Here is a 23,059-nt window from a genome sequence, read left to right as displayed (position 1 = left end):
CTCCCCTGTTTAAGCGCGATCTGCGACACGTTCGCCGAGCAGGCCGGACGGACGGAACACCAGCACGATGATCAGCACGATGAACGCGAACACGTCCTGGTAGTTACTGCCGAACACACCGCCAGTCAAATTGCCGATATACCCCGCACCGAGCTGTTCGATCAGGCCAAGCAGCACGCCGCCCACCATGGCGCCGCCCAGGTTGCCGATCCCCCCCAGCACCGCGGCCGTGAACGCCTTCAACCCGGGGATGAAGCCCATGTAGAAGTGCGCGTTGCCATATTCGGAGGCGATCATCACGCCGGCGAGAGCCGCAAGCGCAGAGCCGATCATGAAGGTCGCGGAGATCACGAAGTTAGGGTTGACCCCCATCAGGCTCGCGACGCCCGGATTCTCGGCAATGGCGCGCATGGCGCGGCCGAGTTTCGTCTTGTGCACAAGCAGCAGCAAGCCGCCCATCACGAGGAACGCCACCACGATAATCACGATTTCCGTCATCGAGATCACGGCGCCCGGACGATCGGCGGTGGCCGTAATCACGTTGATCGGATCGGTTGGCAGCAGTTGCGGGAAGGCCAGCGGATTGCGGCCCCAGATCATCATGGCGATGGTCTGCAGAAGAATCGACACGCCGATAGCCGTAATCAACGGCGCCAGACGCGGCGCTCTACGCAAAGGCCGATAAGCCACGCGCTCGATCGTGTAGCCGACCAGCGCGCAGACGACTGCGGCGACCAGCAGCGCGATGACCAGCACCAACGCTAACGGCATGCCCGGGAAGTGGTTCTGCAAAACGCCGATGGCGGACAGCGCGACCATGGCGCCGACCATCAGCACGTCCCCGTGAGCGAAGTTGATGATGCCGAGAATCCCGTACACCATCGTGTAACCCAACGCGATGATGGCATACACGCTGCCAAGCACCAGCCCGTTGATAATCTGCTGGATGAAGATATCCATTGAAGGCTCCTTAGCCCGTGCGACTAGATTTACGCTTTATCGCTGGCCGATAAACCGAAGGGAAGTAAAAAACGCACCCGCACCGCGCGTACTTGAAAAAAAACTCTAACACGTCCGAAAGTGACTACGTATCGAGGGATTGCTCAACCTGATGTGCATTCGCCGCGCGGCGCCGCAACACAGGATTACGGTGTAATGACGTCAATGACGTTCTTCTTGTTATCCTTGAAATCGATTAGCGTGATTGCACCGCCGCCTTTCAAATCGCCTTTGTCATCGAATGCAATGTGCCCTGTCAGGCCATTGAAATCCGTCGATGCAATCGCGGCAAGCACCTTTGGCGCTTCAATCGAATTAGCCCGCTTCATGGCGTCGACAATCACATACACGGCGTCATAGGTGAACGGCGCGTAGCCCTGGACCGGCAGATGAAAACGGGTGTCGTAGTGCTGCGTGAAATCCCCGCCCTTGTCCAGTTTCGACACATCCACACCGAGTTCCGAGCACACCACGTTCGGCGCTGCGTTGCCCGCGAGCGTGGGCATGTCGGCGGAACACATGCCGTCACCGCCAAGAATCTTTGCCTTGATGCCCATTGCCGTTGCCTGCTTCGCAAACGGTCCGCCGGTCACGTCCATGCCCCCGAACATCACCGCGTCAGGCTGGACGCGCTTGATCTTGTTCAGTATTGCCTTGAAATCGCGCGCCTTTTCGCTCGTCACTTCGTGCCCCACGATGCGGCCACCGCCTGCGACCACGGCCTTGGCAAACTCATTCGCAAGACCCCGGCCGTAGAGCGTGGCGTCATCTACAACCACGACTTTCCGCGCGTGCAGCGTCTTGAGCGCGTAGGTCGCAAGCACCGGCCCCTGGCGCGCGTCCGTCGGCACCACACGGAACGTCGTTTTGTACCCTTGCTGCGTGAACGTGGGGTTGGTCGTCGCACCCGAGATCTGCGCCACGTTCGCGTCGCTATAGATCTTCGATGCCGGAATCGACACGCCCGAATTCAAATGTCCGACGACCGCCACCACGTGATCGGCTACCAGTTGCTGCGCCGCTGCCAACCCCTTCTTGGGATCGGCTGCATCGTCCTGCGTGTCCAGTTCGAGATGAATCGCGTGACCGTCGATGGTCAGTCCCTGCGCGCTGATTTCCTCGATGGCCAGTCGCGCACCGTTTTCATTGTCCTGCCCGAGAGGCGCCAGCGGTCCGCTAAGCGGCGCGACGTGGCCGATCTTGACCACCGTCGCGTTGCTGGCCGGTGCAGGCGCGGAAGCCGCAGCCACTGATGCCGCCGATGCCGGCACGGCCGGCGCACCGCCTCCTACGCTCGCTCCCACACTCGCCGACGCTTCCGGCACCGCCGATGCCCCAGCGGCCGGCTCGTTATCACTCTTTTTGCTGCACGCCGTAGTCATCGCAACCGCAGCCGCGATGGTCAGGGCAAAGCCAAACTTCATTCGCATTCAGTAGGTCTCCGGCGCCTTGAAAAGCTGATGTTTCCAGCCCATCCGGCTTGGAACGCGCGCATTGTAACTCGGTTTTTGAGACGTGCAATATTGTTCAGCGACAGGGGTTTTCCTCCATTGCAACCCTCTCTCTGGCCTCTGGCGGAGGTCTTGGAGCAACCCGGTTGCGCCTCACTCCGGTGCGCAAGTTGCACCATCGGCTGGCATCGTGGGTAAACACCGATGAGCTGCATTGCTTTAGTGACGCCGCAGATTCGCAAAAATGCACTTTCATGGTGCGAGCGCAAAATCAGCAGGTCAATCCGGGCGTTCTCGTAGCGGTCCCGGCGGTGTGCTTGCAGGCGCGATGTTTGGGCGTAGTGTTTTCTTCGCAGCGGGCAAATAAAAAGGCCACACCAACACAAGTTGGAGCGGCCTCTCACTACACTTTTTGACTATCGCCTCTAATTCAGGAACCAAGGACAACGCTTCGCGGACGGTGCGGGGCGGTACATCAGCCCGGCAGCGTCAGCCCACGTGGCAGCGGAAACGAAACCGTCTCCTCGATCCCTTCCAGCGGGCGCACGTTTCGCACCCCCAGTTCCCGCAACCGCGCGATCACGGCCTGCGCCAGCACTTCTGGCGCCGACGCACCCGCCGTCACACCGATGCGCTTTTTCCCTTCCACCCATTTTGGATCTATTTGCGTGGGCGAATCCACCATATAGGCAGGGATGCCGCGCTTTTCAGCCACTTCACGCAGCCGGCTCGAATTCGAGCTGTTCGGACTGCCCACCACGATCACCACATCGCATTGAGGCGCGAGAAACTTCACCGCGTCCTGACGATTCTGCGTGGCGTAGCAAATATCCTGCTTCTTCGGCTCTTTCACCGACGGATATTTCGACTTCAATGCGTTGATGATCGCGGAGGCGTCGTCGACTGACAGCGTGGTTTGCGTCACGTAGGCAATCCGGTCGGGATCGGAGAGCGCGAGTGCTTCCACGTCCTGGATATCCTCCACCAGGTGCATACCTTCACCGCTCTGCCCCATCGTGCCTTCCACTTCGGGATGGCCCTTGTGGCCGATCATCACGATATCGAAGCCTTCCTGGCGCATCTTCGCGACTTCCATATGCACCTTGGTCACGAGCGGGCAGGTAGCGTCGAACACGCGCAAGCCGCGGGTTTCCGCTTCCGAGCGCACTGCCTTCGACACGCCGTGCGCGCTGAAAATCAGCGTGCTGCCTTCGGGCGCATCCGCCAGGTCTTCGATGAACACCGCGCCTTTCTTGCGCAAATCCTCGACCACGTAGGCGTTGTGCACGATCTCGTGGCGCACGTAGATAGGCGCGCCGAACAGCGTGATGGCTCGCTCCACGATTTCGATTGCACGATCGACGCCGGCACAAAAGCCGCGCGGCTGGGCGAGAAGAATTTCGACATCGAGAAGGGTGTCAGTGGAGCTCATGGCTACAGAATTCCGATGATTTTCACTTCGAACGCCAGCGCCTGGCCGGCAAGCGGATGGTTGAAATCGAACAGCGCGGAGGTCTCGCCGACCTCCTTGAGCACGCCCGCATAACGGCCGCCGCCCGGCGCGTTGAATTCGACGAGGTCGCCGGGAGAAAAATCCTCTCCGATCATCGCGTTCTCGCGCAACGTGGCAAGCGACACCCATTGCAGCATTTCCGGATTGCGCGGACCGAACGCCTGGCCAGGCATCAGCCGAAAGGTCGAGTGGTGGCCCACCTTCAGACCCAGCAGAATGTCTTCTAGCGGCGGCGCAAGATGACCGGCGCCTAGTAACAGCGTGGCGGGCTTGTCGGCGAACGTGCTGACAATGTCCGCTCCATCCTCAAGCGCAAGCCGGTAATGAAGCGTGACATGCGAACCGGGTTTCACCTCGGAAATATCAATGATGCTCATGTTTGATCGTTCTAGCCGTAAAAGCCGTAATTACCTTCTCAGTCGGTCCCGCCGTCCGATAAAAGGCCGGGCGTCCAAACAGGACGCAGTCATGGCGAAAGCTTGGACCGCCCCCGGGCACCGCACTGCCGGGACCATCGGCCTCGTGGTGCAGACCGCCAGGCGGGTGCTCCGCGAGGCGCCAAACCTGCATTGTAAGCCACAGTGCGACCACCCCGCCTCCGTCCGGGCAATGCCCCCGAGTGATAGCGAGCGGGCCCGTCAGTCGCCGCTTCCGACACTATTTTTAACGTTGCTTCCAACGCTACTTTCAACGTTCTTCCCGCCGTTGCATGCGGGCGGGAGCTTGGCATGAACGCCCGGCTTGAGCTGGTGCAAAACAACGTGCCGCATTCTGCGGGCGCCCAGCTCGCCGCGGAACCTCCCGCACGGATCGCGCCTGCCGTCATGCGCATGCTCGACTGGCCTGCGCGCGATCGTCCTCGCGAACGCCTGTTGAAGCTGGGCGCTCAGACGTTATCGGATGCCGAGTTGCTGGCGTTGTTCCTGAATACGGGCCGCCCGGGCATGACCTCCGTCGACGTGGCGCGCGACCTCCTGATCCGGTTCGAATCGATCAGGGGCGTGCTGAGCGCGACTGCGACGGAATTGCGCAGGTTCGGAGGTATCGGCCCGGCCAAAGCGGCGCTGCTGCTTGCTGTCTCGGAGCTGTGCCAGCGCTCGCTCGCGGAGAAAACCCGCGACCGGCCCTTGCTGGACGCCCCGCAGGCAGTGGAAGACTATTTGAAATGGCTGATCGGCACGCGACCCAACGAAGTGTTCGTCACCCTGTTTCTCGATATCAAACATTGCCTGATCACCGTGGACGAATCGGCGAAGGGGTCAATCTCGCGTGTTGCCGTCTATCCCCGGGAAATCGTGCGGCGGGCGCTCACATTAAATGCGGCCAGCCTGATCGTCGCGCATAATCACCCCTCCGGCGGCGTTGAGCCGAGTGCAAACGACCGCAGGCTGACGCGCGTGCTGCAAGACTCGCTCGCCCTGATCGACGTCCGCCTGCTGGATCATCTGGTGGTGACCTCGAACGAGGTTTTCTCTTTTTCGCGACAGGGATGGATTCCGGCTTGACGTGAATCGCAGCGGTGATTCCCCGCGCGGCCGAAGTGACAGCCCAACGCTGATTTCACTAATTTAATAGCCAGCCGGCCGCAAAAGATGGCAAAACCACGCCTGATCAGGCTTCGTGAGCAGAAAAACGCATGAAACCTGCGTCGGACCGGATAGCCGGATACCTCGTCCGGCACCAAAAAGAGTTGATTTTGCTGGTTTTTTGCGGTTAGAATCTCGGTTTGCTTCTTTCAACCAACCTGTTCCGAGCGTACGCAGTCATTTCGGGCAAGCCTCTCCGGTAGCCCGTAGCGGTCCAAAGTGTACTTGGCGTTCGAACTCAGAATTAAAGCGTATTAGGAGTGCTCTCATGGCACGTGTATGCCAAGTAACCGGGAAGGGGCCGATGAGCGGCAACAACGTTTCCCATGCGAACAACCGCACCAAGCGTCGTTTCCTGCCCAATCTGCAAAATCGCCGCTTCTTCGTTGAAAGCGAAAACCGCTGGGTTCGTCTGCGTCTCACGAACGCCGGCCTTCGCCTGATCGATAAAAACGGCATTGACTCCGTGCTCGCAGATTTGCGCGCACGTGGCGAAGTCTAAGGAGCACGAACATGGCCAAGGGCGCACGCGACAAGATCAAGTTGGAATCGACCGCAGGAACGGGTCACTTCTACACGACCACGAAGAACAAGCGCAACATGCCGGAAAAGATGGCGATCAAGAAGTTTGATCCCGTTGTCCGCAAGCACGTTGAATACAAAGAAACCAAGATCAAATAAGATCCGGTCTCTTTCGCTCCAGCATCACGAAAAGCCTCGCTCACGCGAGGCTTTTTGCTTTGGCGCCCCGCTTTAGCCCCCGGCTTTAGTCCCCTTCACACTCCTTTGGCAGTCCATCCGCACGAGCTTGCGCGCACTCTGTTCGCCCTACTGACCGAACGGCCAAGTAGTCGCGTAGCGTGCGACGCGTTATCCTTACCGACCAGGCTTTCTCCCATGCCACCGGCGTGAGTCCCGAAAGTCACAGCGAACAAAATTGACGGAGACGTGGCGGGATGAATTTCGACGTGGCAATCATCGGCAGCGGGCTGGCAGGCTTGAGCGTGGCGCTGAATCTGGCGGACACGCGGCGCGTTGCCATCCTCGCCAAACGCAGCGTAAGCGAAGGCGCCAGCGACTGGGCCCAGGGTGGCATTGCGGCCGTGCTCGACTCGGCCGACTGTATCGACAACCACGTTCGCGACACGTTGATCGCAGGCGGCGGCTTGTGCGATGAGGCCGCTACGCGGTTCATCGTGGAAAACGGGCGTGCGGCCATCGAATGGCTGATCAACGAAGGTGTGCCGTTCACGAAGGATCTGTCCGCCGAGCTCGGCTTTCATCTGACGCGTGAAGGCGGACACAGCCATCGACGAATCATTCATGCCGCCGATGCAACCGGTCACGCCGTAGTCACCACGCTCAACGAGCGCGTGCGCAATCATCCGAATATCACGGTCCTCGAAGATCACTACGCCATCGACCTGATCACATCTGAGCGACTCGGGTTGCCCGGGCATCGCTGTCATGGGCTTTATGCCCTCGATCTTGCCAGCGGACGTACGGTCACCATCGAGGCGCCGCATACCGTGCTCGCGACCGGGGGCGCCGGCAAGGTGTATCTGTACACCACCAATCCGGATACGGCGACCGGCGATGGTATTGCAATGGCGTGGCGCGCCGGCTGCCGGGTATCGAACATGGAGTTCATCCAGTTCCATCCGACTTGCCTGTTCCATCCGTACGCGAAGTCCTTCCTGATTTCAGAAGCAGTACGTGGCGAAGGCGGCATCCTGCGCCTGCCCGACGGCACGCGGTTCATGCCCGCTCACGACGAACGCGCTGAACTCGCCCCCCGCGATATAGTCGCCCGGGCGATCGACTTCGAAATCAAGAAGCGCGGTATTGACTGCGTGTATCTCGACATCAGCCATCAGCCGGAAGCGTTCCTTCAAGAGCACTTCCCCACCATTCTTGCACGCTGCCGCGAGTTCGGTATCGATATCACGAAACAGCCTATTCCCGTGGTGCCGGCCGCGCATTACACGTGCGGAGGCGTGGTCACCGACCTGGCCGGCCGCACGGATCGCGTGGGCCTTTATGCCGTGGGTGAAACCTCGTGCACAGGGCTGCACGGGGCGAACCGGCTGGCAAGCAACTCTCTGCTCGAATGCCTGGTGGTCGGGCGTGCAGCGGCGCAAGCCATGGAAAAGGACGGCTTCGCGGCGAGCGGCCATGCACCGTTGCCCGCCTGGGATGAAAGCCGCGTCTCCGATCCGGACGAGGAAGTCGTGGTCGCGCACAACTGGGACGAGTTGCGGCGGCTGATGTGGAATTACGTAGGCATTGTGCGTACCGATAAACGGCTTGCGCGCGCCCAGCATAGGCTGACGCTGCTTCGTGACGAGATCCACGAGTACTACGCGAACTTCAAGGTGAGCCGCGACCTGCTCGAATTGCGTAACCTTGTTGATGTCGCTTCGCTGATTGTGGAAAGCGCGTGCTCACGGCGCGAGAGCCGCGGCTTGCACTTCAGCCGTGACTGGCCGGAGACGTTGTCAAAAGCGCTGCCGACTGTATTGACACCGCCGGCAGTGAGGCGTCGGGAGATTTGAACGGGAAAAATCGCGGAATACGTTGCGGTAGAAAGCGAAAAAGCCATTCCAGCACGAGCTGGAATGGCTTTTTCGTTTCTGCCCTGGAGCAATGGACGGCTCGAAATCGGCATTGAAGAACCGTCGGAAAGCGGAGTTATATTGTCCCAACTTTCCGGCAACACCCGGTCACGCTAAACGGACCGCATCCAGCGCGCACTGAACCAGATTCCGCATCAACGGCGCGACCCTTGCGGCACGGGCTTCGTCGTATGCGTACGGCCGCGTCTCTTCCATATAAGTCACCTGCGACAACTCCAGCTGCACCGCGTGAATGCCGTCCTGCGGCGCGCCGTAGTGTCGGGTGATGTAGCCGCCCTTGAAGCGCCCGTTAGCCACAGCCGTGTATGCGCCCTGCCCGACCACTATCGCCTCGAGCTTTTCCGCAAGACCCGCGGCCGCGCTTTCCCCACCCGCCGTGCCGAAGTTGAAGTCGGTAAGCTTGCCATCGAAGAAACGCGGGACGTGCGAACGAATGGAATGCGCTTCCCACAGCAGCGCTTTGCCATGCGTGGCTTTCAAACGCGCCAGTTCTTCGGCCAATGCATCGTGGTACGGCTGCCAATACTTCTCGCGACGATCGGCAATCTGCATATCCGAAGGCGCACCGCCTGCGGGATACAACGGTTCGCTGTTGAAAGTATCGACGGGACACAGGCCTGTTGTATCGCGTCCCGGATAGAGATTCGCGCCATCGGGCGGACGGTTCAAGTCGATCACGTAACGCGAATTCGCGGGCACGAGGATCGACGCGCCCATCTCCTCCGCGAACGCGTAGAGACGCTCCAGATGCCAGTCAGTGTCGTCGACTTCACGGGCGATCGGCGTCATGGAGGCGGCTATGTCGGCGGGAATCTGCGTGCCGGCATGGGGAATCGAAATCAGCAGCGGCGCAGTGCCACGCTTCAAGGTAAAAACTTGATCGGTCACAGGCTACGTCCTTTATTTAAGCAATCCGGCCAGCGTGTTTCGATACTTCCCGAATGACGCTCCTTCATCGCGATGCCGGCGCGACTCGACCACAACGTGCCCGCCAACGCTTACATCCAGCACTGGCGTCTCACCGTGTTCGCAAAACACCACGCCCGATAACCACGCGTCGGGCGCATGTCCGGCAATGGCTGGATGATCGGGATCGAGCACGATGAAATCCGCCCGGCGCCCCACTTCGAGCGCGCCGACCGCGCGACCGGTAGCGCAGGCGCCGCCTTGTACGGCGGCATCGAAGAGACGGTCGGCGACGTGCGCCTGTTCGTTCGATGCCAGCACGTTGCGCTCGCGTCGCGTCAGCCGTTGCCCGTATTCGAGCAAGCGCAGTTCCGAGCGCCAGTCGACGGCGATATGGCTGTCCGAGCCAAGCCCGAAGCGTCCCCCGTCATTCAGATACGCATGCGCGGGGAAAATGCCATCGCCGAGATTAGCTTCGGTTGTCAGGCAAAGACCCGCAATGGCGCCACTTGCGGCCATTTCGCGGACTTCGTCTTCGTCGACGTGCGTGGCGTGCACGAGGCACCAGCGTTCGGTCACGTCGAAGTTGTCGAGCAGCCAGCGCACGGGCCGCGCGTTCAGCGTCTCGAGACACGCATCGACTTCAGCCGTCTGCTCGGCTATGTGGATATGCACCGGCGCACCTGGAAAAGCGCTGTCGAGTCCGCTGAGCAAACGGCCCAGCGATTCCTTCGATACAGCACGCAGCGAATGCGGCGCCACGCCGTATCGCAGGTTGCCGTTTTCGGGCTGCGCCGAACGCAATGAAATGAGGGCATCGAGTAAGCTTTCCGGCGTGTGGACAAACCGCGCCTGGCCGGCCGTTGGCTCACGCTCGCCGAAGCCGCCATATTGATAAAGCACGGGCAACATTGTCATGCCGATGCCGGTTTGCGCTGCGGCATCAACCACGCGAGCGGCCATTTCAGCGGGATTCGCGTAGGGCTCACCGTCCGGCGCGTGATGCACGTAGTGGAACTCGCAGACCGACGTGTAGCCCGCCTTCAACATTTCGATATAAAGCCAGCGCGCGATATCGCCAATGCTGTCCGGGGAAATGCGTGCGGCAAACCGGTACATCAGGTCGCGCCAGCTCCAGAAGCTGTCGGTAGGATTCGCGCGATATTCGGTGAGCCCCGCCATCGCGCGCTGGAACGCATGCGAGTGAAGATTCGGCATGCCGGCGAGCATCGGGCCTCGGGCTTTATTCACGCTCGCCGGCTGCGTGCTGTCCGGCGTGACGGCGATCAAGGTACCGTGATCGTCCCATTCCAGCAGCACGTCGCGACGCCAGCCATCTTGCAAACGCGCGTGCTCGGCAAACAAGCTATTTCGAGTCATGGAATGATCCGCTTAGTTCTGCTTCTTCCGTTTATCCACGGTCACGGCGCCGTGGCGTATGACCAGCGCGCATCGATCGAGACCGGTCCAATACGCCAACTCGGCCAGCGAGTCGATATCCCACGCAACAAAATCCGCCTTCGCGCCAACGCTGATCTCGCCGTTCACCTCGGCGTGACCGAGCGCTTTCGCGCCGTGACGCGTCACGCCCGCGAGCACTTCCGCCACCGACAAACGGAACAGCGTGCAACCCATGTTAAGCATCAGCAGCAGCGACGTACTCGGCGATGTCCCAGGATTGCTATCGGTGGCCAGCGCTATGGGCACGCCATGGCGACGCAGCAAGTCGATCGGCGGCAACTGTTTTTCGCGGATGAAATAAAACGCGCCGGGCAACAGCACGGCAACCGTGCCGGCTTCGCGCATCGCGATTGCGCCGGCTTCGTCGAGGAATTCGAGGTGATCGGCGGATAGCGCATGATGCTTCGCCGCCAGCGCCGCGCCGCCCATCAGCGACAACTGCTCGGCGTGCATTTTCACGGGCAGATTCAATTTCGATGCCGCGTTGAACACGCGCTCCGCTTGTTCAAGCGTGAACGCAATACGCTCGCAGAACACATCGACGGCATCGACAAGACCTTCTGCCGCGAGCGTCGGCAACATCTCGTCGCAGACATGGGCGATGTAGTCATCGGCACGGCCTGCGTATTCCGGCGGCAACGCATGCGCGCCGAGGAACGTCGTGGAGATGGTCACCGGTCGCGCCGCCGCGAGCCGCCGCGCGACGCGCAGCATCTTGCGTTCGGTCGGAAGGTCCAGCCCGTAACCTGATTTGATTTCCAGCGCGGTGACGCCTTCGGCGAGTAACGCGTCGAGCCGACGCAGCGACTGCGTGAACAATTCGTCCTCGCTCGCGGCACGCGTGTTACGCACCGTCGAGACAATGCCGCCGCCGCGTTTCGCGATGTCTTCGTAACTCGCCCCCTCAAGCCGCATCGCGAATTCTTCGGCACGGTTTCCGGCGTAGACGAGATGCGTGTGGCAATCGACAAGACCCGGCGTCACAAGACGCCCTTCCAGATCGTGACTTGCGGCGTTGGCAAATGCGGACGGTATTTCAGCCTCAGCGCCGAACCATTCAATGCGCTCGTTGCGCACGACAATCGCCGCATTTTCAAGCACATCTGCCGGATCAGCACGCGCAGCAAGACGTGCATTGCGCCAGACTTGCACGCTGTTATCAGTCATGTCGGCGATCCTTTGAAACAATACGGGCGTCGATGAGAACCGCGCCTTCCGAGCGCGGTTCGACGTTCAACAAAGCATGTTCGTGGGCCTCGAAAACAAGCGCATCGCCTTGAGACAAATGCTCGCCATCAACTGCAAACTCACCGAGCGCGCAGACCAGCACAACGCTGCCCTGCTCTACGCTCAACGCTGCAGCGTCACGCCGCACCGCCGCACTTCCCGATACACGATCCCGCCTCAACATCAGGTTGAAATCGCGTGTCGGACCGTGCGGCAATTCTGCCGTGATCCTCGATTCACCCGCGAACGCGAGCGAATCCCAGCGCGCGAGCACATGCCGCGGACCGTCTGCATCGGTGAGCACCATCTCTGCGCCCTCGATCAACGTCAGCACGCGGTCAATGCCCTCGAACACCGAAAACGCCCCCGCCTCCGATACATCCGCGACGCTCACGCGCCAGTCGAAGGCATCGAAGGCGGCGCCCGGCGGCGACGCGGCAATCTCGCGCGTCGCGCCGCCGCCGTTCTTCCACGGCACGGCCTTCAAATCGGCCGCACGAATGACGTTAAAGGCGGACGACATATCAGGTCGTGATGAACGGCAGATCGAGGCCGAAGTTCTTCGCGCATTCAATGGCTTGCTCATAACCGGCATCGCCATGACGCATCACGCCCGACGCGCAGTCGTTCACCAGCACGCGCGCAAGACGCTTCTGGGCTGCATCGGTGCCGTCTGCAACGATCACCATGCCTGCGTGTTGCGAGTAGCCCATGCCAACGCCGCCGCCATGATGCAGGCTGACCCACGTCGCGCCGCCGGCGGTGTTCAACAACGCGTTGAGCAACGGCCAGTCGGAGACTGCATCCGTACCGTCCTTCATGCTTTCCGTTTCGCGATTCGGGCTGGCAACCGAACCCGTATCCAGGTGATCGCGGCCGATCACGATCGGCGCTTTCAGCTCACCGCTCTTGACCATTTCATTGAACGCGAGACCGGCGACGTGACGCTCGCCTAAGCCCAGCCAGCAAATCCGCGCCGGCAAACCCTGGAACGCGATGCGATCGCGCGCCATGTCGAGCCAGCGGTTCATGCCTGCGTTGTGCGGGAACAGCTCTTTCAGCTTGGCGTCGGTCTTGTAGATATCTTCCGGATCGCCTGACAACGCGACCCAGCGGAACGGACCCTTGCCTTCGCAAAACAACGGACGGATATACGCTGGAACGAAGCCGGGAAAATCGAACGCGTTCTTGACGCCGTCGTCGAAAGCGACTTGACGCAAGTTGTTGCCGTAATCGACGGCGTGAATGCCCATTGCGTGGAAATCGAGCATCGCCTGGACGTGTTGGGCGCACGAGCGTTGCGCTGCGGCCTTCAGTTCAGCGTGCTGGGATTCATCCTGCGATGCCGCGCGCCACTTTTCGAGGCTCCAGCCAGCCGGCAGATAACCATTGATCAGGTCGTGCGACGAGGTTTGATCGGTGACCAGATCCGGCTTGATCCCGCCCGCCTTGGCGCGGCGCACGAGTTCCGGCAGCACTTCGGCGGCGTTGCCCAGCAACGCGATCGACACAGCATCGCCGGCGGCGGTGTGCTGCTTGACGAGTTCAAGCGCGTGATCGATGTCCTTCGCTTGTTTATCGACGTAACGCGTGCGCAGACGGAAATCAATACGCGTCTGATCGCATTCGATATTCAGCGATACCGCTCCCGCCAGCGTCGCTGCCAGAGGCTGCGCACCGCCCATGCCGCCCAAGCCCGCGGTCAGGATCCAGCGGCCCTTCCAGTCGCCGTTAAAGTGCTGCCGCGCGGCTTCGACGAAGGTTTCGTACGTACCCTGCACGATTCCCTGGCTGCCGATGTAGATCCAGCTTCCGGCCGTCATCTGGCCGTACATGAACAGGCCCTTGCGGTCGAGTTCGTTGAAGTGTTCCCACGTCGCCCATTTCGGCACGAGGTTGGAGTTCGCGATCAACACGCGCGGCGCGTCCGCGTGCGTCTTGAACACGCCGACCGGCTTGCCGGACTGAACCAGCAGCGATTCGTCGCTTTCCAGGCGCTGCAGCGTTTCGAGGATTTTATCGAGGCATTCCCAGTTGCGGGCAGCGCGGCCTATACCGCCATAGACCACCAGCTTGTCGGGGTTCTCTGCAACCTCCGGATCGAGGTTGTTCAGCAGCATCCGATAAGGTGCTTCGGTGAGCCAGCTCTTGCACGTAAGCTCGGTGCCGCGCGGTGCGCGCAGGGGACGCGGGTTGTGGTTTTTCATCAAAGCACTCCTCGGACGGGGATGGTGAACATTCGGTATCTTGCAGCCAATTCCTCGGGGCGTTTCACGCAGCGATGGAGCTTGGTCGGCGAGTTGTATATACAAGTCTGAATCAAAATAAATCGAAGCGCAAGCGGTGTGCGGACGATTCAGGTAGGGGTTTACTTGGACGGGTTGGGAGGCCCGGTATAAACCGGGCGGCGGCGTCGATTCCGCATAAAAACGGCGGAATCGGTGGCAATGGACCGCGCGCAATCTGTCTATACAAGACCGACGCAGTTAAAACTCGGGGTTTGCCTCGTGGACGAACGCACTGGCTGCGGCAATATCGCCTGCCAATGGCCGGTCGTCCCGGTATCGCGAGATAACGGCACGGACGCTTCGATAAATTGCGTCGGTTTTAGGCGCTCGCGACACGTCGGCCGGTTGCAAGTCATACGCCTGAGTCGCCGCCAGCAACTCGATCGCAAATATGCGCTCGGCATTGGCGATAATTTCCAGCGCTTTCAAAGCAGCCGGCGTAGCGTGGCACAGGTGATCCTCCTGCAAGCCGGAGGTAATCCCCCCATCCAGGCTCGCGGGCATCGCAAGGCGGCGGTTGTGAGCGACCAGCGAAGCCGCCGTGTATTGCGCGATCATGAAGCCGGAACACGTGCCGCCGCTATCGGCGAGAAAAGCGGGCAAACCGCTCACCAGCGGGTTCACCAGCCGGTCGATACGCCGCTCGGCCATCGCGGCGACCTCAGCCACCGCGGTACTCAGGCTATCCATCGCCAGGCCGATAGACGCGCCCACCGCATGCGCCTGCGAAAACACCCGCGGCGAGGCGAGCGTGCCCGAGACGACGGGGTTATCGGTGACCGAAGCCAGCTCGCGATTGACCACTTCCGCCGTCGTCGCGAACACATCGCGCGCCGCGCCGTGCACGTGGGGAATGGTCCGCAAGCTCAAGGGGTCCTGCGTCTTGCGTCCGAACGACGCCGCGATGATGCCGCTGTCAGCAAGAAGCGCCCGCAGATGCGCGCCCACCAACGACAATCCCGGCGATATGCGCAGCGCGAGCGAGTCGGCATCGAAGGCCGCCGCCTGACCGCGCAGGTTCTCGAAAGACATCGCCGAAATGGTGTCGGCCCATTCCAGCAGCCGCTCGGTGCGGGCCAGCGCCAACGAGGCAAGCCCAGTCACACAAGGCGTGCCGTTGACCACGCTCAAGCCCTCTTTCGCCTCGAGCACGAGCGGTTCGCGCGCGAGGCGCTGCAGTGCGCCGGCGGCGCTGATACGGCCCGTGTCGTCGCGGACAAACCCCTCGCCAATCAACACCAGCGCGATATGCGCCATATGGCTCAGGTAACCAACCGAGCCGAACGCAGGCACTTCGGGTATGGCGCCGCTGTCGAGCAACGTGACGAGCAGCTCCACGAGTTCAAGGCGCACGCCGGAATGCCCGTGCGCGAAATTGTTCACGGCAGCCGCGATAATCGCGCGCGTCTCCTCACGCCGCAGCGGCTCGCCCACGCCGACTGCGTGACTCATCAGGATATTGCGCGACAACGCGCGCTGTTCCGACGGCGAAACGACCACGTCGCACAGCGCGCCTACGCCGGTGTTCACGCCATACGCGCGAATCCGGCGCTCCACGATCTGCTCGACCAGCGCCCGCGCATGGTCGATCCGCGAGCGCACTCCCGGCGATAAAACCAGCTTCGCCCCATTCGCGATCTGCGCGATGCCACGCCAGTCAAGCGGCTTGTCGATACACACTGCAGACGGCGAGCGCTCCTCGGCACGGCCGTCACTCAAGTCCGCGCCAATGACAATAGGATCAATCGATGGCGTCGGTAAAACGGAACTGGCAAGCACGTCAACCTCGCTTCATTTAGTTAGCAGTACGGGAATGATGACTCGATACGAACTGCTGGAATCGTTCCGAGCAGCGGCCGTTGAACAGGTCGTCGGGCGCTCCTTCGGCGTCGACTTGTCCCTGATGCAGGAACATCACGCGATTCGATACGCGCCGCGCGAACCCCATCTCATGCGTGACGACCAGCATGGTCCGGCCTTCCTCGGCGAGCGCGCGCATCACGCGCAATACTTCACCGACCAGTTCCGGATCGAGCGCGGACGTGGGTTCATCGAAGAGCATGACCTTGGGGTGCATCGCCAACGCGCGCGCAATGGCTACACGCTGTTGCTGCCCGCCCGACAAATGCGCGGGATACGCATCGCGCTTTTCGTAAAGACCAACCTTCGTCAGCAACTGCTCCGCTTCTTCGACGCACTCCGCACGCGTGCGCTTTTGCACGCGCAACGGTCCCTCGATCACGTTCTGCATCACCGTCATGTGCGACCAGAGGTTGAAACTCTGGAACACCATGCCGAGCTGCGAACGAATCCGGTCCACCTGTTTGCGGTTGCCTGGCTGCAGGCGGCCATCGCGGCCACGCTTCATTTCGATCGCTTCGCCCGCCAGTTTCACTTCGCCGTCGTCGGGCGTTTCCAGCATGTTGATACAGCGCAGGAAGGTGCTTTTGCCGGAACCGCTGGCGCCGAGGATCGAGATCACATCGCCTTCGTGCGCGTCGAGGGAAATGCCCTTGAGCACGTGCGCGTCGCCGAAAGACTTATGGATGTTGGTCGCGGACAACGCAATGGAGTTGCTTACGTTCATGAGGTTTTCTCCCTTGGATTCAGGAATCGATGTGCTGGCCGTCGGGGACGGTCGCCACTTTGAGCGTGGGCTGCGAACGCTTCTTCGGCGCGGTAGCGTTGCGATCGCGCAGGTGCGGCGAGAGCTTCTTTTCGAGCATGCCCAGCGCGCGCACGATGATGAAATTCAGCACGAGGTAGATAGCAGCCGCGCAGATGAAAACTTCCATCGTCCGGTAGGTCCGCTGAATGATCTGCTGCGCGACACCAGTCACATCCCATACCGTGACAAGACTGGCCAGCGCCGTCGACTTGACGAGCAGCACGGCTTCGGTCGAGTACGCCGGCAACGCGTAACGCAGCGTGATCGGCGCAATGATCCGGCGCAACACGGTCCAGCGCGACATGCCAACCGCGAGCGCCGCTTCAATCTGCCCGTGCGGCACCGACTGCAGACCGCCGCGAATGATCTCGGCGGTATATCCGGCCGTGCACAACGCGAGCGAGACGATCGCGCACACATACGGCACGCGCAGCAGCGGCCAGAGGAAGCTCTCGCGCACAGCCGGGAACTGACCGAGGCCGTAATAGACAAGGAACATCTGGATCAGCAGCGGCGAGCCGCGGAACACCAGAATGTATCCACGTGCAAAACGGTTGAGCGCCCAGTTCGGGCTCACCCGCATCGCGACAATCACAAGAGAAAGCATCCCGCCCACGATCAGCGAGGCGAAGAACAATCCGAGCGTGGTGGGGACAGCGGCTAACAGTTTCGACAACGTATCGCCGAGAAATTCGAAATCGATGTTCATGGTCGGAATCGCTATGGGAACGTACTAGTGGCTCAGTGGCTCAGTGGCGCGCGAGCGTGCCGCGAAATGATCGGCCGATACGCGCTTCGGCGCGGTCGAAGACGCGGTTCGACAGGCTCGTCAGGACCAGGTACAGTGCCCCGCCAACCATATAAAACGTGAAGTATTGATGAGTCGATCCGGCTGCGATCTGGCTCGTACGCATCAGTTCGGCGAGTCCCGTCACTGCGATCAACGCTGAGTCCTTGAGGCTCAATTGCCAGACGTTGCCGATGCCCGGCAACGCAAAACGTATGACTTGCGGAATCAGCACGCGCCGCCATAACGTTGCCGTCGACATGCCGATGGCCCGCGCCGCCTCGATCTCGCCACGCGACACCGCCAGCACGGCCGAGCGATACACCTCAGCTTGATACGATCCGGAAATCAGGCCGATGGCGAGTGCGCCAACCATAAAAGGCGGTACGCCGATGAAGCCATCGGCACCAAAAAAGTGGCCAACAGCGGTCATCACCGAGGAGCCGCCGAAGTAGAAGAGATAGATGATCAGCAGCTCGGGGATGCCGCGAAAGAGCGTGGTGTAGGCATCGCCGAGAATTCTTAGCGTGCGGCTGCGCGACAGTTTCGCGGCCGCAACCATTGCACCGAAAACTGCGCCTACGGCGAGCGCGGCGATCGTCAGCACCACGGTCATGAGCAGCGCGAGCAGCAAGGTTCTGCCCCACCCTTGCTCGCCGAAGCCGAGTAGTTGAATCAGACTCATCTTTTATCTCCAACGGTGACACATCGTCGAGCGCACCCGCTTACAGGAGTGCGCTCGCCAGCGCTTCTTGAATCAGCTACGCCTCAAGGCGTTGCGTCGACCTTCAGCCACTTCAGTGAAAGGCGCTTGACCGTGCCGTCGGCGAGTGCCGCCTGGATGCCCTGGTCGAATTTCGCCTTCAGGTCCTTGTCGGACTGACGGAATGCCAGCGCTTCGCCCGGACCCCAGACCGTTCCGGCGATCTTCGGGCCGGTGAACGCGAGACCCTTGTTTTCCGGCTTGGTAAAGGCGGAAGCCCAGTAGGTGCTGTCGTCGAAAGCGACGTCAATGCGGCCTGCGACCAGATCGAGGTCATGCTCCGGCGCGGTCTTGTATTCGCGAATGGTCGCGACGTCCTTGAAGTTCGTATCGATGAACTTGGTGTAGACCGTGCCCGACTGAATGCCGATGGTCTTGCCCTTCAGCGCGACGCGCAGTGCATCGACGGTGGCTTTGTCGTGGGCGGGGTCACCGGTCAACTTGACGGTCTGGCCTGCGCCGGGCTGCTTCGCGAGCGCGGACGGGCTTTGATCGGCGGACACGAAAGCGGCGGGCGTCGATGCGTACGGCGTCGAGAAAGCGATGATTTTTTCGCGTTCCGGCGTGACCGAGATGGCGTCCATGAGCACGTCGAACTTGCCCGCTTGCAGGCCGGCGATCATGCCGTCCCAGTCTTGCGTGACCAGGTTGCACTGGATCTTGATGCGGGCGCAGACGTTCTCGATCAGCTCCGGCTCGAAGCCGCCGAGCTTGCCGCCGGGAAGCGTCAGGTTCCACGGTTCGTACGCGCCCTCAGTGGCGATCGTGACGGATTTCCAGTCTTTTGCCTGGGCGCTGGCAGCGCCGAGAGCGATTACACCAACGGCCACCGATGCAGCCAGCCGGGCGAGCAATTTCGTTTTGCCTGTCATTGTTGAGCCACTCTTCCACGAAGGTTGTTGGACCAAGTGGCGAACGCCAACTTGTATATACAAGCATGGAGTGAACAAAAAGGACTGGCAACGTTTTTTTCGCCCAAGCAGGGGAAGTTAGGGAAAATACTGACTGGCTTGGTGGGTAAGGCTTACGAGGGCTTTACTACGGTGGATGCGGGGAGTTTGACGAGCGATCGTTCTATTTTTTATAAAGTCCAGCAAAGTTGTCTAGACACGATGAGGGGACAGGATGCCGAATGGCTGCTGCTCGGATGGCGGCGGCTCGGGGCACTGCCAGGTCGCGGGTGGTTCGGGGCTTGATGGTCAGGGTCGGTGCGGGGTTGCTGTTTTCAGGCAGACCACCAAGCCTGAAATCAGCAACCGGGCGTCACGCCCGAAACCCGCCGCCGCTGCCCTCGCGGTCCTCTTTTATTCAAGCCGCATCGAATAATCTGTGGCTCGTACATCTTTCGTCAGTGCGCCGATGGAAATCCGGTCCACGCCTGTCTCGGCAATCGTCCTCACGGTGTCGAAGTTCACGCCGCCTGACACTTCGAGCCCTGCTCGACCGCCAGTCAGCCGCACGGCATCGCGCATGGCATCGAAGGTGAAATTATCGAGCAGGATCGACTCTGCCCGATGCGCCAGCGCCGTTTCAAGCTGTTCGAGCGTCTCCACTTCAATCTGGATCGGCACCCCGACATTCAGCGCGAGCGCCGCATCCATGGCCGCACCCACGCCGCCCGCGGCGGCAATGTGGTTTTCCTTGATCAAAATGCCGTCGTAAAGCGCCAGCCGCTGATTCGCGCCGCCGCCCACCCGCACCGCGTACTTCTGCGCCAGGCGCAAACCGGGCAAGGTCTTGCGCGTGTCGAGAATCCGTGCCCGCGTCCCTTCAATCGCATCCACAAAACGGCGCGTCGCGGTCGCCACTCCCGACAACATCTGCAGAAAATTCAGTCCGTTGCGCTCCGCGGTCAACAGCGCGCGCGCCGGCCCATGCAGGATAACCACGGGCGTATTCGCGATCATCCGCGCCCCTTCGCGATACAGCCACTCCACGCGAATCGATTCATCCACTTGGCGCATCACCGCCTCGAACCATGGAACACCGCACAACACCGCCTCTTCCCGAACCGTAATGCGCGCGGTACGCCGCACGCCGGCGGGCACGAGAAGCCCGGTCCGGTCGCCATCGCCGATGTCTTCCGCCAGCGCATCGGTAACATTGCGCTGAAGGGCCTGATCGAACGCGTCGCCGTACAACGCCCGGATTTCTTCAAGCAAGGGAGAAACCAACTGACTCGCCACCGTCGCCGCCTTCGCCACCATTACGCCGCTCCTACGTTTGAAAACAACGAAACATCCTTCGCCAAATCACCGCTCGCCTGCACGCGCTTCTTGTGACGAGCGGCGAAATCGAGCATGCGGTCGATCGGCAGCCGTGCACGCGCTGCGATCTGCGGATCGACGAAAATTTCGTTGTGGCCGCGCTCCAGCACGGCCGCCAGGTTCGCCAGACCGTTCATCGCCATCCACGGGCAATGTGCGCAACTCTTGCAGGTTGCGCTGTTCCCGGCCGTCGGCGCTTCGATAAACTCCTTGTCCGGCGCCGCGAGCCGCATCTTGTGCAGAATCCCGAGATCGGTCGCGACGATAAACCGCTTCGCATCAAGCCTCACCGCCGCGTCGATCAACTGCGTGGTGGAACCCACGACGTCAGCCAACGCGACCACCGCTTCCGGCGATTCCGGATGAACGAGGATTTTTGCGTCGGGATACTCGGCGCGCAGCAGATCGAGTTCGATGCCCTTGAACTCATCGTGGACAAGACACGAACCCTGCCACGACAGCATGTCGGCACCGGTTTTCTTCTGGATATAACCGCCCAGATGCCGGTCGGGCGCCCAAAGGATCTTTTCACCACGCGCGTGCAGATCCGCAACAATCTCCAGCCCGATCGACGATGTCACCATCCAGTCCGCCCGCGCCTTCACGGCAGCGCTGGTGTTCGCGTACACCACGACCGTGCGGTCGGGATGCGCATCGCAGAAAGCGGAAAACTCGTCGGCGGGGCAACCGAGATCGAGGGAACAGGTCGCATCGAGATCAGGCATCAGCACGCGCTTTTCGGGGCTGAGGATTTTCGCCGTCTCGCCCATAAAACGAACGCCCGCCACGATCAGCGTCTGGGCCGCGTGATCGCGCCCGAAACGCGCCATTTCCAGCGAATCCGCCACGCAACCACCGGTTTCATCGGCGAGTTCCTGCAACTCGGCATCAACATAATAATGCGCGACCAACACCGCTTTCTCGCGTACGAGCAACGCCCGAATGCGCTCCTTCAACTCGCGCTTTTCCTCGCGTGACGGGGCGTCCGGCACTTTCGCCCACGCCTGGCCGATGCCGCACGTCAGTCCCTGCGGCCGGTCATACTCGACGCTTTTAATCGCCTGCTCCATCGCTTCCTCGTCTCCGTGTCTCATGAATACGTCGTGCATACGTTGCGCATGCTACGTCCCAAAACGAAAAAACCCCGCCAAAGCGGGGTCTTGTGACGTCATCAAATTTTAACGGATATTGATGACGAAGGTCGGCGGGGTGGCTGCCGTCAGGCGTAGCGTCGCAGGCGTGACGCAAAGTCCTGCAGCGCCTTGATTCCGCTTTGTTCTGCCCGATGACACCAGTCCTGCAGTTGCGCGAGCAGTTGCTCACGCGACGCATTGGAACGGTCCCACATGGCCGACAAATCCTGACGCAATTCAATATACGTGCGCAGCTTGTGGTTGTCGGAGAAAAGCGCCGGGAGTTGCTGGCGTTGCGGCTCATCCAGACCCGCCTCTTCCTTGTGCGCCCATTTACGGGCGCCGCGCATCAGTTGGTACTTGTCCGCGGACCCGCCTTCCTTGAGCTTCGACAATTCCTGCCGGTAAGCGCGCTTGAGCGCCTTGCCGTAACGCGCCATCACTTCATAGCGGTTCGACAGCACGGCTTGCAACGTGTCGTGATCGAGCACCGGCTTGGACGCCGACAGACGCGGCGTGGGCGCGATCTTCTTGACCTTGGCCAGCTTGAACGCCGACATGATGCGGATGTACATCCAGCCGATATCGAATTCATACCACTTGTTGGACAGCTTCGCCGACGTGGCATACGTGTGATGATTGTTATGCAGTTCTTCGCCGCCGATCAGGATGCCGAGCGGGAAAATGTTCGTGCTGGCGTCAGCGGAATTGAAGTTCCGGTAACCCCACCAGTGCGCGAGTCCGTTGACCACGCCGGCTGCCCAGAACGGAATCCAGATCATTTGCACGGCCCAGACCGTCAGCCCGAGCAGGCCGAACAGCGCAACGTCGATGACCATCATGATGCTGATGCCGAGAATGGGGTAGCGCGTGTAGACGTTGCGTTCCATCCAGTCATTCGGCGTGCCGTGACCGAACTTGCGCATGGTTTCTTCATTCTTGGCTTCCGAACGATAAAGTTCAGCGCCTTCGAGCAAGACTTTCCAGATGCCGCGCGTTTGCGGGCTATGCGGATCTTCTTCGGTCTCGCATTTAGCGTGGTGCTTGCGGTGAATCGCGGCCCATTGGCCGGTCAGCATGCCGGTCGTGGCCCAGAGCCAGAAGCGGAAAAAGTGGCTGACAACCGGATGCAGCTCCAGCGCACGGTGCGCCTGGCAGCGATGCAAATAGACGGTCACGCCGATGATCGTGATGTGCGTCATCACGAGAGTGAACACCAAGATCTGCCACCACGAAAGGTTGAGCAATCCGTTGGCGAGAAATTCAAGCGATGAATTCAGCAAGGCAATTTACCTGAAAGGCGGAAAAAATTAGCCGAACGAAAACAGGATCGACGGCTGTTGGGTGCATGAAAGGAATATGCACGTGGTTCGA

21 protein-coding genes are annotated in these 23,059 nt (G+C 60.9%); 4 read left to right on the top strand and 17 right to left on the bottom strand.

Annotation, left to right across the window (positions count from 1 at the left end):
- Window positions 1-9 precede the first annotated feature (9 nt).
- The 4 genes from SBC1_RS03740 to SBC1_RS03725 form a co-directional block, all read right to left on the bottom strand.
- Entirely contained in the window at window positions 10-960 is a 951-nt protein-coding gene (locus SBC1_RS03740) for a branched-chain amino acid ABC transporter permease (protein ID WP_062081034.1), read from the bottom strand.
- A gap of 185 nt (window positions 961-1,145) precedes the next feature.
- Complete coding sequence (locus SBC1_RS03735; protein WP_165987352.1) at window positions 1,146-2,429, bottom strand: branched-chain amino acid ABC transporter substrate-binding protein; 1,284 nt, start codon at window positions 2,427-2,429, stop codon at window positions 1,146-1,148.
- A gap of 496 nt (window positions 2,430-2,925) precedes the next feature.
- Window positions 2,926-3,882, bottom strand: coding sequence for a 4-hydroxy-3-methylbut-2-enyl diphosphate reductase (gene ispH / locus SBC1_RS03730; RefSeq protein WP_165087037.1), 957 nt, complete (start codon window positions 3,880-3,882; stop codon window positions 2,926-2,928).
- A gap of 2 nt (window positions 3,883-3,884) precedes the next feature.
- Entirely contained in the window at window positions 3,885-4,340 is a 456-nt protein-coding gene (locus tag SBC1_RS03725) for a peptidylprolyl isomerase (protein ID WP_165087035.1), read from the bottom strand.
- A 351-nt stretch (window positions 4,341-4,691) separates the two neighbouring features.
- Here SBC1_RS03725 and radC point away from each other — a divergent pair, with 351 nt between their 5' ends.
- The 4 genes from radC (at window position 4,692) to nadB (ending at window position 8,104) form a co-directional block, all read left to right on the top strand.
- Window positions 4,692-5,468: a DNA repair protein RadC gene (gene radC / locus SBC1_RS03720; RefSeq protein WP_206366001.1), complete on the top strand. Its 777-nt coding sequence runs from the start codon at window positions 4,692-4,694 to the stop codon at window positions 5,466-5,468.
- Window positions 5,469-5,817: 349 nt separating this feature from the next.
- Window positions 5,818-6,051, top strand: a complete 234-nt coding sequence (gene rpmB, locus SBC1_RS03715) for a 50S ribosomal protein L28 (RefSeq protein ID WP_165087032.1) — start codon at window positions 5,818-5,820, stop codon at window positions 6,049-6,051.
- Window positions 6,052-6,062: 11 nt separating this feature from the next.
- Window positions 6,063-6,230 carry a 50S ribosomal protein L33 gene (rpmG, locus tag SBC1_RS03710; RefSeq protein ID WP_006478046.1) on the top strand — a complete coding sequence of 56 codons (168 nt, stop codon included), beginning with the start codon at window positions 6,063-6,065 and terminating at the stop codon, window positions 6,228-6,230.
- A gap of 275 nt (window positions 6,231-6,505) precedes the next feature.
- Complete coding sequence (nadB, locus tag SBC1_RS03705; protein ID WP_165987351.1) at window positions 6,506-8,104, top strand: L-aspartate oxidase; 1,599 nt, start codon at window positions 6,506-6,508, stop codon at window positions 8,102-8,104.
- Between the two features lie 168 nt (window positions 8,105-8,272).
- Here the strand turns inward: nadB and hutG are convergent, their stop codons facing one another.
- The 13 genes from hutG to SBC1_RS03640 form a co-directional block, all read right to left on the bottom strand.
- On the bottom strand, window positions 8,273-9,073 hold the full coding sequence (gene hutG, locus SBC1_RS03700; RefSeq protein WP_165987349.1) for an N-formylglutamate deformylase: 801 nt from the start codon (window positions 9,071-9,073) through the stop codon (window positions 8,273-8,275).
- 12 nt (window positions 9,074-9,085) lie between these two features.
- Window positions 9,086-10,471, bottom strand: a complete 1,386-nt coding sequence (locus SBC1_RS03695) for a formimidoylglutamate deiminase (protein WP_165987348.1) — start codon at window positions 10,469-10,471, stop codon at window positions 9,086-9,088.
- Between the two features lie 12 nt (window positions 10,472-10,483).
- Complete coding sequence (hutI, locus tag SBC1_RS03690) at window positions 10,484-11,719, bottom strand: imidazolonepropionase (protein ID WP_165987346.1); 1,236 nt, start codon at window positions 11,717-11,719, stop codon at window positions 10,484-10,486.
- The gene (locus SBC1_RS03685) at window positions 11,712-12,302 is read right to left on the bottom strand and encodes a HutD family protein (RefSeq protein ID WP_165987344.1); all 591 of its coding nucleotides are present in this window, start codon (window positions 12,300-12,302) and stop codon (window positions 11,712-11,714) included. Before SBC1_RS03685 ends, hutI begins: the two co-directional genes overlap by 8 nt.
- 1 nt (window position 12,303) lies before the next feature.
- Window positions 12,304-13,986 carry a urocanate hydratase gene (hutU, locus tag SBC1_RS03680; protein WP_165087020.1) on the bottom strand — a complete coding sequence of 561 codons (1,683 nt, stop codon included), beginning with the start codon at window positions 13,984-13,986 and terminating at the stop codon, window positions 12,304-12,306.
- A 279-nt stretch (window positions 13,987-14,265) separates the two neighbouring features.
- A complete protein-coding gene (hutH, locus tag SBC1_RS03675) occupies window positions 14,266-15,747 on the bottom strand; it encodes a histidine ammonia-lyase (protein WP_165988795.1) in 1,482 nt (493 codons plus the stop codon).
- A 115-nt stretch (window positions 15,748-15,862) separates the two neighbouring features.
- Window positions 15,863-16,654 (bottom strand): ABC transporter ATP-binding protein, encoded by a 792-nt coding sequence (locus tag SBC1_RS03670; RefSeq protein WP_165987342.1) that lies wholly within the window; start codon window positions 16,652-16,654, stop codon window positions 15,863-15,865.
- Between the two features lie 19 nt (window positions 16,655-16,673).
- A complete protein-coding gene (locus SBC1_RS03665) occupies window positions 16,674-17,444 on the bottom strand; it encodes an ABC transporter permease (RefSeq protein ID WP_165987340.1) in 771 nt (256 codons plus the stop codon).
- Between the two features lie 40 nt (window positions 17,445-17,484).
- Window positions 17,485-18,207, bottom strand: a complete 723-nt coding sequence (locus SBC1_RS03660) for an ABC transporter permease (RefSeq protein ID WP_165987338.1) — start codon at window positions 18,205-18,207, stop codon at window positions 17,485-17,487.
- A gap of 83 nt (window positions 18,208-18,290) precedes the next feature.
- Window positions 18,291-19,157: a transporter substrate-binding domain-containing protein gene (locus SBC1_RS03655; RefSeq protein ID WP_165087012.1), complete on the bottom strand. Its 867-nt coding sequence runs from the start codon at window positions 19,155-19,157 to the stop codon at window positions 18,291-18,293.
- 432 nt (window positions 19,158-19,589) lie between these two features.
- A complete protein-coding gene (gene nadC / locus SBC1_RS03650) occupies window positions 19,590-20,492 on the bottom strand; it encodes a carboxylating nicotinate-nucleotide diphosphorylase (RefSeq protein ID WP_165987336.1) in 903 nt (300 codons plus the stop codon).
- Complete coding sequence (nadA, locus tag SBC1_RS03645) at window positions 20,492-21,622, bottom strand: quinolinate synthase NadA (RefSeq protein WP_165988793.1); 1,131 nt, start codon at window positions 21,620-21,622, stop codon at window positions 20,492-20,494. The genes nadC and nadA overlap by 1 nt, the downstream gene beginning before the upstream one ends.
- Window positions 21,623-21,771: 149 nt before the next feature.
- Window positions 21,772-22,968 (bottom strand): acyl-CoA desaturase, encoded by a 1,197-nt coding sequence (locus tag SBC1_RS03640; RefSeq protein WP_165087007.1) that lies wholly within the window; start codon window positions 22,966-22,968, stop codon window positions 21,772-21,774.
- Window positions 22,969-23,059 lie beyond the last annotated feature (91 nt).

The sequence above is a fragment of the Caballeronia sp. SBC1 genome (genome assembly GCF_011493005.1).
Taxonomy (GTDB): domain Bacteria; phylum Pseudomonadota; class Gammaproteobacteria; order Burkholderiales; family Burkholderiaceae; genus Caballeronia.
The sequence above is the reverse complement of the archived record's forward strand: the minus strand, read 5'-3'. Positions and strand labels throughout refer to the sequence as shown.